This is a genomic window from Roseimarinus sediminis (genome assembly GCF_050433125.1).
Taxonomy (GTDB): Bacteria; Bacteroidota; Bacteroidia; order Bacteroidales; family Prolixibacteraceae; genus Roseimarinus; species Roseimarinus sediminis.
Genome location: NZ_JBNPXV010000006.1, coordinates 165,605 through 180,333, shown reverse-complemented (window position 1 = coordinate 180,333; position 14,729 = coordinate 165,605). Strand labels below are relative to the sequence as shown.

Below are 14,729 nucleotides of genomic sequence, written 5' to 3'. Positions count from 1 at the left end.
ATTCTTATTCACGGTGTAAAGTGATTACAACTTTGGCACGTGCATGCCCCTGCCGAAGGTATGAAAATGCAGCTGCTGTCTCTTCCAGCGGATAGTTTCGGTCGATTATCGACTGAAGGTGACCTTCGTTCGTCAGCCGGGCTAAAAACAGAAGATCGTCACGCCTGGCTTGGAAGGACAAAGCTTTCACTTTTCGAGATCCAAAGGAAAATAACCAACCCAGCAGAATTGCCTGAAACACCTGCGACAGCGCACCGCCCACCATCACATAACGTCCTCCTGGTTTCAGCATTTTGTAATAACTACGCAGTGAACGTTTCCCGTTTACAGCCACCACCAGGTCGAAACGCTTATCCAGTCGGGTAAAATCAGTTTGGGTATAATCTATCACCTCATCGGCCCCCAAATCAAGCGACTGTTTGGCGTTGCGGGCACTACAAACAGCACTTACCCGGGCACCATAAAACTTTGCAAGTTGAAGGGCATACGTTCCTACTCCACCGGCACTGCCAACCAGCAAAAGCGTTTCCCCCTTCTTAACTTGTCCCTTGTCGCGCAGCGCAACGAGGGCAGTTAAACCTGCCAGTGGCATAGCAGCTGCTTCTTCAAAAGAAATCGATTCGGGCTTAAGCACCAACAGCTTTTCATTGGCGGCCACATATTGAGCCAAAGCACCAAAGCCGGCATTCGAAAGGTCACCCATTACCGCATCGCCAACCTTGAATAGTGTAACTTTAGCCCCGCTTGCTTCAACAATGCCGGCAACATCGGCCCCAAAAATCCGACGCCCGGGGATGATGCCCATCTGCATTGAACGGTAGTCGGCTGCGTTCAGCGAGGAGGCATAAATTTTTACTAAAACCTCGTGTTCTCCGGGCACTGGTTTTTCCACTTCTCTCAGCAGTAGTTTTTCGGGGGCTCCCCTTCTTTGATAAACAATGGCTTTCATTTCAGTTGGAGGTTTAAAAATTAATAATTTATGAAATTTGATGCTTACCAAAGTTACGAAACGATATTCGAAAAAGTGCTGCTTGATGATCCCTCTGAGAATTTAACTTAAGCTACAATTAAATTGCTGAAAATTATACACCTTCAACAGATTTTTATATTTTAGCCTTTTAATTAAGCACAGGCAATATTCGAACACGATGCTTGCCTGAACACGGCCTTTCCAGGTGTTGCGGATTATTGGGAGGGTTGAAAAGAGAAACAAATGAAGCTGTGTGGGTGTGTAAACTGGCATAGGATCGGGAGGCTGATTGCTTTGCTCAATCTGCTCTTTCTGCCTTTATTATCGATATCACAGAATCTTCCACCAGTGCTCGATCGGGGTATTCCCAATCAGCATGCCGAGGCAGGTTCTGCCTTCTCGTATACCCTACCCGGCGATGCTTTTAAAGATGAAAACGGCGACCAGCTAAGCTACAGCATATCGGCTTTGCCCTCGGGATGGAACTTTAATCCGGCCACCAGAACCATTACGGCAACTCCGCTTACTGCAGGAACAATCTATTTGAATGTCAATGCTTCCGATGGAAACGGAGCTTCCGGAACCGCCAATTTTCAGATCACCGTCCATCATCCCGGCACTTATGCTGCTTTCAAAATGGACTACCAAATGGGCTGCGGTTACAGGCAGGTTCGCTTCACCAACCTTTCAAAAGGCGCTTCCTCCTACAACTGGACCTTCGGAAACGGAAATACTTCCACCTTAGCCAACCCTTCAGCCATCTACAATACACCCGGCCGCTACCGCGTTACCCTGCTCATCAACCAGGGACTCGCAACCGAAAGTACACACAGCGAATACATTTACATTTATCCCCGGCCAAAACCAGCGATCGGAGCTGTGGGAGTGACTGGCTGCGAACCCGTCGACCTGACCATTTCTTCTACTGGCACTCCTGTATTGGTAGCAGCAAAAACGATTAACGGTCAAAATGTTGAAGCCATTACAGGAGGTACCGACAGTTATCACTACTGGTATTTTTTCGAAAAGCATCCGGCCACCTTCAATACCAGTCCACCCAATGTAAATGTTAGCCAGCTGGCCGACGGCAAATACAACGTACTGCTCGAAGTTACCGACCAGTATGGATGCCAGGCTTCTGCTACCGCCTTCGAACTATTCGAAGTGGACGACCGTCCCGAAGCCGCTTTCACCTACACCAAAAGCAATTCATGCGAGCCTTCGCTTACTGTTTTCAACGATGCCTCAACCGTTAAAAACAGCACGGTAAGCAACTATCAGTGGACCATTAACAACAATTCCGTTTCGGAAGACAAAGCAGAAATAAGCTTCGATTTTTCTCCCCTTGGAACTGGCAGTTACCCTGTTTCGCTTGTTACCACCTCTGCAAAAGGTTGTGTTTCTGAAGTGTACCACGACACACTGTCTTTCAATACCATCAATTCGGTCGATTTTCTTACCGACCCGCTTTATTACACCGGCGACACAATTCATTTAAAGGCCTTAAGCGTTGAACCTGCTTTGAGTTACCAGTGGCACGTCGATAACAACAACAGCATTGAAAGCAAACAGCAGGCGTTTGACTACACCTTCCTAACTCCGGGCATCCACCCGGTAAAACTCATCGCTGCCTATCCCGATGCCTGCGAACTGGAGCTAGTCAAGAATCTGAACATCGACCAGGTAACAGCTTCTTTTTCTTACACAACAGACTACAAGTGCAGCGTCGATAGTTTTGAAGTCAGCTTTACCAATACTTCAACTACCCATTTGGGAAATCAGATCGTAAGTCAAAACTGGTACCTTATCGACGGAGACAGCACGCTGCTTTCTACCGAAGCACAGTTCACCCACACCCTGGCCAACGAAGGCGACTATGTTGTATTACTCGAAACCACCGACATCAACAATCGCAAAGGAAACATTACCGACACCCTGACGCTGAATACCCCGGGGGTAAAATTGTACGTAACCGATGGCACGCTTAGTTGTTTCGACGGTTCGCCAACTAAATTCAGGGCCGATTTTGAATCGGATTTCGAAAGGGCAGTCAGCTACAGCTGGGACTTTGGCGACGGACAAACAGGGACAGGAGCAACACCCGACCACATCTATGCAGCGCCGGGAGCCTACGACATTAGTGTAAGCGTTACGACCAACAAAGGCTGTACCTACACTGCCAGCCGAAGCGAAGCAGTAGAGCTGGGCTTTAAACCAGTCATCGACAAGGTTGTTCCGGTGAATGCAAGTTCTTGTTATAACGATGGGGTTGAATTAGAAATCACCTATACCGGGGCCATCGATCAGCTATGGTTGATCGATACCAACAACCGCCGCGAATATACCAATCCCGGAACCTCTCCCTACCAGTTTAACTACGCATTTGAAGACACCGGAAAATTTGAAATTCAAATTATTACCAGCATGAATGGCTGTTTTTCCGACACCACCATTGTGAAAGATGTGCTGGTTGATGGGCCAAGAGCTGAATTTTCACCCTCGCAAAACACCTTCTGCGCAGCACCCTATGATGTAACGTTCTACAATAACAGCTCCTACGAAAAAAGCAATACCAGTTTTACCTGGGATTTTGGCGATGGAACCACCCGCACCACTGATGACGCAACACAGTCTCATTCCTACACCGCGACAGGCAGTTACGACATAACACTTACAGCCACCAACACCCTTACCGGCTGTACCAACAGCTACACCGAAACCATCGATATTTTCTCCTTCGACGACAGCGGTGCCGTGATTACAGCCGATGTACTTACAGGCTGTGTGCCACTTACTGTTAATTTTACCGAACAGCTTACCAGCCGCTTCTCATCAAATTACAATTCCCAGCTCTTCGAATGGGATTTTAACAACGACGGAATAGTGGATGACACCACTTCGAACTCTGACATTGAGTATACTTTTACTCAACCGGGATCGTACGATGTGCGCATTGTGGCAGTTGGAGCCGATGGCTGTAACTACGAATACCTTGCCACCGACTTCATCAGGGTGAAAGGACCCATTGTCGATTTCAACCATGCACCGGCACTGACCTGTACCGATACCGAAATCACTTTTAGCAACCAATCAACCAAACCATTCTTCGATACGGCAATTCCGGCCAATGATGTATTTACCTGGAATTTTGGAGATGGCAACAGCAGCACGCTCGAAAATCCCAAACACCTGTATGCCGTCGATTCAGTTTACACAGTTTCACTCACCATCGAAGATCAAAACGGATGCATTGCCACAAAAACCGACAGTCAGCTAGTCAACATCATCCCCTTTGAGCCTGCCCTTGCGCTAGCTGATACCGTGACTTGCAGCAACAACAGCATTGTTTTCAGCAATCAGTCGACAGGCAACATTGTTTCTTTCAAATGGGATTTTGATGGCAATGGCACGGTCGACAGCACAACTTACGACCTTTCATCCATTGAATACAGTTACCCAGTTAGCGGGAGCTACAAGGCCCTGCTAACAGCCGAAGTAGCCGATGGTTGTGCAAAAACCGACACGGTAAAAATAAGGGTCATTGATGCCACTGCCGATTTCTCGGTTCCCGAAACCAACATCGGTTGTGCTCCGGCTTTTGCGTATTTTACACCCGATGCCGATGCCGCCGATGTGCAGAGTTATTTCTGGAGTTTTGGCGACGGCAATACCTCAACACAAAGGAATCCAAAGAATTACTATGTTACACCTGGAGTTTACGATGTTACACTTACCGTAAATTTCAAGGGTTCTTGCAGTCGCACGGTTAGCAAAGCTGGCTACATTACGGCCGATGGTGCCTTTGGAATCTTCGACTATGATCTTACAGCCGGTTGTGCCCCCAACAAGGTCAACTTTTCGGTTAGCAGTTTAAACAGGGTAAGCTATATCGACTGGGACTTTGGAACAGGCATCGTTGCGCGCGACACGGTAACTTCCCCTTCGGTAAGTACCATGCAAACAAGCTATGCCTACGATACCCTGGGATACCGACTGCCTAAAATCATTTTAACCGATTCGGTTTGTGGCCAGTATGCCTACGACAACCCGGCCAGGGGAAGCATTTATACCAGTACCCCGCCTGCTACCAATTTCAGCTTTGACTTCGACAGCATCTGCCAGGGCTATGGAATACAGTTTACCGACCAAAGTATTTCTACCGATCCGCTATATGACATTTCTGCCTGGCAGTGGGATTTTGGACCTGCAGTGAACGACACTTCCACTACACAAAACCCGGTTTACGCCTATCCACAGGGAGGCACCTACAGTCCGGCACTCATCGCCTACAACCAGCTGGGATGCAGCGACACGCTGAAAAAAGAAGATGCCATTTTTATATACAACAGCGATGACCTAAACGCCGATTTCGACATGAGCAAAGTACAGGCCTGTGCCTGGGAAGAGCTCACATTCACCAGCCGTGCCACTGCAGGAAACGGCAATCAGATAACCAGTTACAGCTGGGATTTCGGCACTGTTCAGAAAAGCGGAACAACGGCAAATCATCGTTTTGCCGATTCACTCAAAGGAGAAAATATAACCGTATATCACATTGTTACCGACGATAAATTTTGTACCGATTCTACTTCACACACAGTAGCTATCAACGATCTTCAGGCTGCCTTCGGATACGACCCGCAACCCGTATTCCGGGGCAGCACTGTTGATTACACCGATCTTTCGACCACCGATTTGGGAACCATCGACAGCTGGACCTGGAATTTTGGCGACGGACAAGCAACAAATCATCTTGTTCAAAATCCGCAGGATGTGTTCTTTGAAAATATTGTCGACAGCAATGCAGTGGAACTGATCGTTAGCAACAGCCTTCATTGCAGTGACACAACAACAGTTTATTTCGATGTCCTCAACCATTTGCCCACCTTAGGCAACCTGAAAATTGTTCTGGTTGAAAACACCAATTACACCTTCAGAACCATTGAATTCGAAGAAAATTTTGAAAGCAACGATCCGTTGCAAACGCTCGATTCGGTAAAAATTACTTCGAATCCGTCCAATGGACACTTTAGGTTAAATGGCACTGTTTATCAGGCCGGAACTGCCTTTTCCGCCAGCCAAATCAGCCAGCTGATTTTTTACCCCGATGCGAACTGGAACGGAACAAGCTCATTTAACTGGAACGGACACGATGGGTACGACTGGGCCGCGTCGACTGCCATGGCCATTATTGAGGTGCAAGAGGAACCCGATCCGCCCGTTCTTGCTGATCTTGTTTTCAGTGTACCGGAGGATTCAGTGGTTCAAATCACACGAAAACACTTTATCGACAGGATGAGTCACCAACTGGGCAATTCATTCATTTTCGACAGCCTTACCCTGCTAAACCCCATGGAACTTCAGGCTGGAGCGCTTGATTTAGCAGGAAGCAGCATTGATCAGCCGCTGGTGATCAGGAATTATGAAATTGACGATGACTTAAACGTGCTGAGTTATACTCCTGCCAATGGCTTTAACGGTCCGGTTTCGTTCAGTTGGAATGCCAACGACCGCTATAATTTTGCCGTGCAGCCGGCCAGGGTCATCATCAATTATTACAATACAGCCCCGGTATTGAGCGACATCATCATCAACGACATTCCCGAAGACCAGATCACCATTATCACCAAGGCAGAACTGTTGAATCATTTCAGTGATGTTGACCGATACGACAGCCCGCAAACACTTTATCTTTCTAATTTACCCCACGCAGGAAATGAAGGAGTTTACCGCTACCGAAGCACCATCATCACCCAGGAAAATTTCGCCATTCCTTTTGCAGAACTGAACGAATTGCGCTTTCAACCTGCTTTTGGCTTTGAAGGAACTACCTCCGTTACCTGGTCTGTTTCCGATGGTGACCATACAGGAAGTGCTCTGATTCAGCTTAGTTATGTAAACACACCGCCGGTGGTTTACGATTTTTTGGTCACCGGAAAGGAAGATGAAACCCTGGCCTTCGATGTTCAGGATTTCAATCCTGATGGCCTCAACCATCCTTTCGAAGATGCCGATTACTGGGACCAACTGCAAAGCATACGCATCGTTTCACTTCCACAGAACGGAAAATTGTTTTATCAGGCAACACCCGTCAATGAAGGTTTCGAAATTTCACGCAACAACGTTTCGCAACTGACCTACCTGCCCGATACCGACTGGAACGGAAACGACCACTTTGAATACAACAGTTCGGACGGAAGCGATTTCGCAGCTGCCGATGCAAACATCACCATAACGATTTTGCCGGTAAACGATGCGCCGCGACCTGAAAAACACGAATTGCTTACACTCGAAGATTACCCCCTGCTGAATGTAGCCTTGTCGGGTAATTATGATGTCGATGACGATCCATCGCTTCTTACTTATGAAATCATGCCTGCCGATAGTGGCAGCGCCGGTGCTCATGGTGCTGTCCATATTGAAAGAAGTACCGGCTTGCTTTCCTACTTTCCAAAAGCTGATTTTAATGGAAAGGTCAGTTTCATTTACACCGTGTGCGACGATGACTTGCTGTGCGGAAAGGATACTGTCATCATTGACATTTTGCCAATGAACGATCATCCTGCTGCAGTAGCCGACACCTTCGACATGGATGAAAACCAGGCCGTTTTATCAGGCATCAATGCCTTGTTCAACGATAAGGACATCGATGGCGATTCATTTAGCATGTTGGAAGTAGAAGGACAATTGACCTCGCCACTTAACACTACATACGGACCACTTTCATGGCAAAGTTCCGGACAACTCGAATTTACCTTAACCGCCGTACTCGACAGTCTGGAACAAGGTGAGCAGATTCTTCTTCCCTTTGAATACACCATCGTTGACGACTCCCTGGCGACAGGCGTCAATACCTTTGTAATTCGTATTAATGGAACCAACGATATTCCGGTGGCAAGCAACGATCGTTTCACCTTTGTGGAGGGATTTGTAGAAGCAGGAAGCGGCGATGCATCCTATTCGAACCTGCTAACGAACGATTCCGATCCGGAAAATCTTGAGATGGAAGTACACTCCTTGAATTTCGGTAATCAATCTCCGCTAATTTCGTCGTATGGTTCATTTTACTGGAACAGGTTTGGAGCATGGACTTTTGTTGAAAATACACTTGAAACCGATCCTTTAAAAGAGGGTGAACAAGTCAGCATTCAATATTACTACACGCTGAGTGATCAAATCGACACCAGCACAACTCCTGCACTGATCACCCTTCAACTGATCGGGGTAAACGATGCGCCTGTTGCAAGCAACGATACAGTAATAATTGATCAGAACATCGAGGAAATTATCATCACCCCCGGAAACAGCAAGGCGATTCTGTTCAACGATTACGATATTGATAACGATCCGTTCGAAATTGTTAAAGTAGAAGGAAACACCAGTGGACTGATTAGTTCTAAAGTTGGAACGCTTGAATGGACAACGCAGGGCGGATTCACCTACACACCCGATCCTGACACCGTAATACAGATTGGGGCCAATGCCTCAATAAGCGACGAGTTTATTTATACCATCAGCGATTTCTTTGGAGCAATCGATACGGCACGAATCGTGATAGTAATCAATGGACTGAACGATAAGCCCTTTGCATCCGACGACTTTCTCTCAATTTTCGAAGACCAGCACCTTACTATGGTCGATTCGCTGAATGGCCTGCTCGCCAACGACGGAGACATTGACCGTGATCCGATTGTTGTGGCAGTTAACGGACAAGGCACACGACAGCTTGAAGGAGCTTATGGAAGCCTTAGCTGGGATGCCTCGGGAGCTTACACTTACACCACCAATACAAGTGTAATCGACACCTTGTCGAAAAATGAAACGGCAAGCGATGTATTTACTTACCAGGTAAGCGACCAGCATGGCGCTACCGATAATGCCAGCCTGTACATTACCATTACCGGTGAAAATGACCCGCCGCTAGCACTTCGCCGTGACACCCTGATTTATGAAAATGCAGTCGTACTGTCGGTCAGCGAACGGAATTCAGGCATCATAGCCGCTGCAAGCGATGTTGACGATCACCTTAATTTCGGAATTACTTCGGTGAACGATACGCTTTTGACGCCGGCTAGCGGTAATTTTGGCACACTCGACTGGAATTACAACGGTAGTTTCAACTATCAGCTTTACCCATCGACCGATACCCTTTCGGCAGGAGAAACGGTAATCGATTCATTCCGCTTTGTGATCAGTGACAGTTACGACAGCGACAGTGCTGTTTTCTACATTACCATTATCGGGGAAAATGATCAGCCGGTTTCGATGAACGACACCCTGCGTTTGAATGAAGATGTACTGATCTTCGATTCTGAAGTTTCACTGCTCGAAAACGATCAGGACAACGATGGCGACAGCTTCAGCCTTTTCCGTTTAAATGATCAGAACAGTTCACCAGCCGAAAGTCGTTTTGCCTTGTTTAACTGGAATGATGCTGGTCATTATCGCTACCAGCGACACATCAACGAACCCTGGACCAAGGGGCCCGACACGCTGGCTGCCGGAGATCTCATTACCGACCACATCCCTTACAGCATTGTCGACGAGCAGGGTGATACCGCAAGGGCATTGCTGGTATTGCAGCTTGCAGGGGTCAATGATGCACCACTTGCCCGGGCCGACAAAAATTCGATGCTTGAGAATGCTGTATCCATCAGCAGTTCGCCCAACGAATACCTTTTGTTCAACGATTATGATGTCGATCGCAACGACAGCATCACAGTCATCAGTGTAAAAGAAGATACAGCAAAAGTCACCCCGGGACAATTTGGCCACCTTGAATGGAATATCAACGGATCATATACCTATTACAACAAGAAGGAAGCGACAGACTCTCTTTATAAAAATGAAAAAGCATTCGACCGCTTTGCTTACATGATAAGCGACCGGCATGGAGCCACTGCCACCGACACCCTGACCATCACCATTACCGGTAGCAATGACGCGCCACTTGCAGTAAACGACACCATTACTATTTTTGAAGACGAGGGTTTGGTTCACTACAAAGAAGACGACACGGGCTTGCTCAGCAACGATGTCGATGTCGACGATGACCCGCTTATGGTGCAAATTTCAGGAAACGAAACAAGCACTCAACTCACCGGAAACTATGGTATTCTGCACATTGCGGCCAACGGTGCAGCAAGTTACCATCTGAACCCAGCCTGCGACAGTTTACATGCCGGTGAATTCATCACCGAAACGTTTTACTACACCATTGCCGACATTCATTCGGCCACCAGCCAGGCTAAAATTATAGTGAACATTACAGGACAAAATGATGCTCCACTTGCCGTAAACGATTTTGTGCAGATCAACGAAGACATTGATTCGATAAGCGCTCCATCGGAACAAACTTCGCTACTTGAAAACGATACGGATGTCGACAACGACCTGCTAAGCATTCAATATATTAATGCCGATACCAGCCACGTAATAACCAGTCAGTACGGAACCCTCTTCTGGAGCGAAAACGGCCACTACACCTTTGTAGTTAACCATGAAGAAAGCAACCAACTTGCTCTGGGAGATACTGTGAAAGAAGTATTTGTTTACCAGCTCACAGATCCGTTCGGCGGCACCGATACTGCCATTTTTACCATTGAAATCACCGGCTTAAATGATGCCCCGGTAGCACTGTTCGATGCCTATCAAACCATCGACAGAGCCATCATTCAAATAACACCCGACAGCATCAACGACCTTTTGGACAACGACTACGACGTAGATGGCCTCACACAGGTCATTACTAAAGTTGATGATGCTGACTCAGGTGAAATTACGGGTAAATGGGGACAACTCTTCTGGCAAGCCGACGGAGGTTTTACCTATCGCCCCGATTCGGCTGCAGCGGTTGAACTCAGGCCCGATGAATTCCTGAGTGAACAGTTCATTTATACCATCGAAGATGAATTCAATGCCAGCGATACCTCTACCATCAACATCAGCATAATGGGTATCAACAATGCACCCGTTGCCATCAACGACACACTGATTGTTTTCGAAAACAAGCCGGTTCAGCTGGAGAAAGGCTTATTATTTAACGATTATGATTCCGATCGTGACAGCCTTCGTATTATCAGTATCGAAGGGGACAAGAGTGGTATCATCAAAGGGGTGTATGGCGAAATTTACTGGGCCGATAGCGGCAGCGTTGTTTTTACAGCCCCCAATCCGGAAGTGATTGATCAGTTGGGACCGAACCAAACCGTAACTGAAACCTACACTTATACAGTGGAAGATGAAGCAGGGGCAACAGCCAATGCAGGGCTCACCATTAAAATAATTGGCGAAAATGACCCGGTTACGGCACTCAATGATACCATCGCACTCTACGAAGACAGTTTTACTTTCATTGATGTGATGGCCAGTGTTTCGGACCCCGATAACAATTATGAAGGAAACTGGGCCAAAACTCCCATCGTGGTAATTGAGGCACCAAAGCATGGTTCTACAAGTGTTAACAGTGCTACCGGCGAAATCCTGTATCAGGCTGATAAAGACTTCAATGGTCCCGACAGCCTGAAATATCGCGCCTGTGACAATGAAAATTCATGTGCCTCGGCCTGGATTCAAATCACGGTATTGCCTGTAAATGATCCTCCAGTGGCCAGACACCTGATTTTACGCACCCCTTCTGAAACACCTGTCAGCTTCAATGCCTTCAATCAGGTACTTGATGTTGATGATAACATCAATCCTACTTCTCTAAACTTACCTGCCATTGAGCAGTTGAGCAGGGATGAGGATTCCGATTCAATTGTAATTTATACCCCGTCGACCGGTTTTACAGGAATCGATGAATTTGTATATTCACTGGCCGACTCGGCTTCATTAAGGGCTTATGTAATCGTCACCGTGATTGTTCAGAATGAAGCCGGAGGCGCGCAAAACGATGAAACTGCTACTCCCGAGAACCAACTGGTACAGGTCCCTGTACTTTTAAACGACACCCTTAACGGCTTTGTCCCCGATCCTTTGTCGGTCGATCTGAAAATTATGCCTTTGAATGGAACGGCCAGCTACGATCCCTTTGAACAAATTTTAAACTACCAGCCCGACAACAGCTATAACGGTTTCGACAGCCTTACCTATCTTGTGGCCTCAAAAGAAGGCATATATGATTTTGCTACCGTATACATTACGGTCGAACCGGTCAACAGCCCCATCGTGGCCAACGACGATGCCATTACCACAACAGTTAACAAAACGGTAAATATCCCTGTTCTCAACAACGATTATGATGATGACAACGGAATCGATCCAACATCGTTTGAGATTTTAACAGCGCCTGAACATGGTAGCTATAACTATGATACCATCACCGGGGCTATCATTTATACTCCTCTTGATAATTTCATCGGAATAGATGAATTCACTTATAAGATTTGCGATCGTAACAGCGAAAACCAAAGCTGCGACAATGCCAGGGTACTCGTTTTGGTAAAGCGTTCGAACAGCAATGCTGTGTTACTTGCCAAAAACGACCATTACGAAACAAAGGAAGACAGCACCATTGTTCTGAACAATCCACATCCCATCGACAACGATGAAACCTATTTGAATAACAAGCTGGATAAAAACAGTTTTGAGCTACTTACCGGACCAGAATTTGGAAGCTACCAGTTCGATCAAAACAACAGCCTTGTGAGCTACACCCCGGCCTTGCACTTTTCGGGACTCGACCGCATGACTTATCAGGTTTGCGATACCGACAGCAGCTGCGACCTTGCCGAAATTAACATCATGGTTAGCCCGGTAAACAGCCTGCCCATTGCCGGAAACGATCACTACATGGTGACACAGAATGTAAGTAAGCGACTCTATATCCTTTCGAACGACTTCGATAGTGATGGTTCGCTCGACTGGACGAGTCTTGACACCATTTCCGGTGAGGGACCACGCAAAGGCACACTTGAGTTTGACCGACTAACCGGTACCATTTTGTACTCGCCCGGTGCCAATGCCGACATCGATCAGTTCACCTACAGCATTTGCGATGACGAAGGAGCTTGCACCACTGCAAATGTTAAAATTACAATCGATCTGGGTTCAACCATCCTGTATCATCAACTGGTGTACGAAGATACCCCCGATACATTTGACATTGCTCCGCTGCTGGACAGGTTCAACCTTTTTGCCTCCGTTGAAAGCATTTCTGCCTTAACAGAACCGGAGATGGGCAGCTGGGAAAGCATCAGCAACCATACACAGCTGGTTTATCTGCCGGCCCCCGACTCCATCGGAAGCGATTATTACAATGTGCAGCTTTTACTTGCCGGAAGCGACACCGCCGACCTGAAAATTTCGGTTACCATCCTGCCAATGAACGATGCCCCAACAGCGGTGAACGACACCGTTGTTTGGAATGCTGACAGCGTTTCCACCACCATCCCATTTGACAAGCTGTTAAGTAACGACTTCGACATTGATGGCGACTCCATCTACCTGCATCCGCAGGCTGAAAGTGTATCCGATCCTTTACAAATCATTTTCAATAACGATAGTACCATTACCCTAATGGCCGACACCATTTACTGGTGTGATTCAAGGTTAAGTTATCGAATCAGCGATCCGGATGGCGCCACCGGCACCGGATGGGTATGGATCGTTCCTCAGGATCAGCAAATCATTGCCCGAAACGATTCAGTGGCGGTCGATGAAAACAGTCAGATTAATTTTGAGGTACTAATCAATGACAGCATTACCGACCAACAGTTATGCACCATCGATACGGTAAGCATCCTTGCCGGTCCATTCAATGGAATTGCTGCATCAACCGATTTGAACAATATTAATTACCGGCCACACGATCATTATTATGGCCCTGATTCACTCCACTATCGCATTACCAACCTTTGGGGCGCAAGCGACAGTGCATGGGTTTACATCGATGTACTACAGCGAAACCAGCCCCCGGTAGCGCTTGATGATTTGGTCGAAATAGAACAGTTGCTTCCTGTTGAAATTGAACTCTTGTCGAACGATTACGATCCCGATCCCGACGGTTACATCGATACAACAAAAACTTACATTGTGCCCGGCAACGATCCACAATACGGCGATGTATATTATGATTCGTCGAAAGGCACCGTAATTTACACGCCTGATTACCTGAGTTGCACCAACGACCAGTTCACCTATACCATTATCGACAACGAAGGGGACTCGGCCACAGCAACGGTAAGCATTGTGATGCCTTCTGAAGTTCCGGTTTTTGCCTTCCCCGATACCGTAAAAACATGGCCGGGCCTTTCTGTAGCATTCAATGTACTGGCCAACGATTCGGGTTATTTTGTGCCCATGGTCGAATATTACAGTTATTTGGGTGAAAGCACCATCGAACAAACTGGCGATTCCACCTTCCTGTTTTATCCGGGTGAAGGATTCATGGGAAAAGACAGTATGAGTTATCAACTGCTATCGCCCTGTGATAATCAAAAAACAGGTTGGGTAATCTTTATTATTGAAGAATTGAGGGTTCCCGAAATTATTACGCCCAATGGTGATGGCAAAAACGACCAGCTCATCATCGATGGCATAGAACATTTTCCTGCTTCGTTGTTGCAGATTTTCAACCGTTACGGACATGTTGTATACCAGCATAAAGCTTACGATAACCAATGGAATGGCTATTCGAACCAGGGAAGCTTTGGAGGCGATCAACCCTTGCCATCGGGCACCTATTATTACACGCTCACTTATAACGAAGGAAGAAACAAACAAGCCGGAATCATTTATATTTTCCGCTAGGTGAAAA

Annotated in this window: 2 protein-coding genes; one reads left to right on the top strand and one right to left on the bottom strand. The window is 47.0% G+C overall.

Features of this window, described 5'->3' with window-relative positions; translation table 11 throughout:
- Nucleotides 1-4: 4 nt before the first annotated feature.
- Entirely contained in the window at nt 5-949 is a 945-nt protein-coding gene (locus tag FHS86_RS09590; RefSeq protein ID WP_429412787.1) for an NAD(P)-dependent alcohol dehydrogenase, read from the bottom strand.
- A gap of 264 nt (nt 950-1,213) precedes the next feature.
- Between FHS86_RS09590 and FHS86_RS09585 the strand changes: the two genes are divergently transcribed.
- Complete coding sequence (locus tag FHS86_RS09585) at nt 1,214-14,722, top strand: Ig-like domain-containing protein (RefSeq protein WP_429412786.1); 13,509 nt, start codon at nt 1,214-1,216, stop codon at nt 14,720-14,722.
- Nucleotides 14,723-14,729: the final 7 nt, after the last annotated feature.

Bases quoted from the DNA above. Each gene is read 5' to 3' on its own strand.
- FHS86_RS09590 (WP_429412787.1), bottom strand. From the start codon at position 949: ATGAAAGCCATTGTTTATCAAAGAAGGGGAGCCCCCGAAAAACTACTG.
- FHS86_RS09585 (WP_429412786.1), top strand. From the start codon at position 1,214: ATGAAGCTGTGTGGGTGTGTAAACTGGCATAGGATCGGGAGGCTGATT.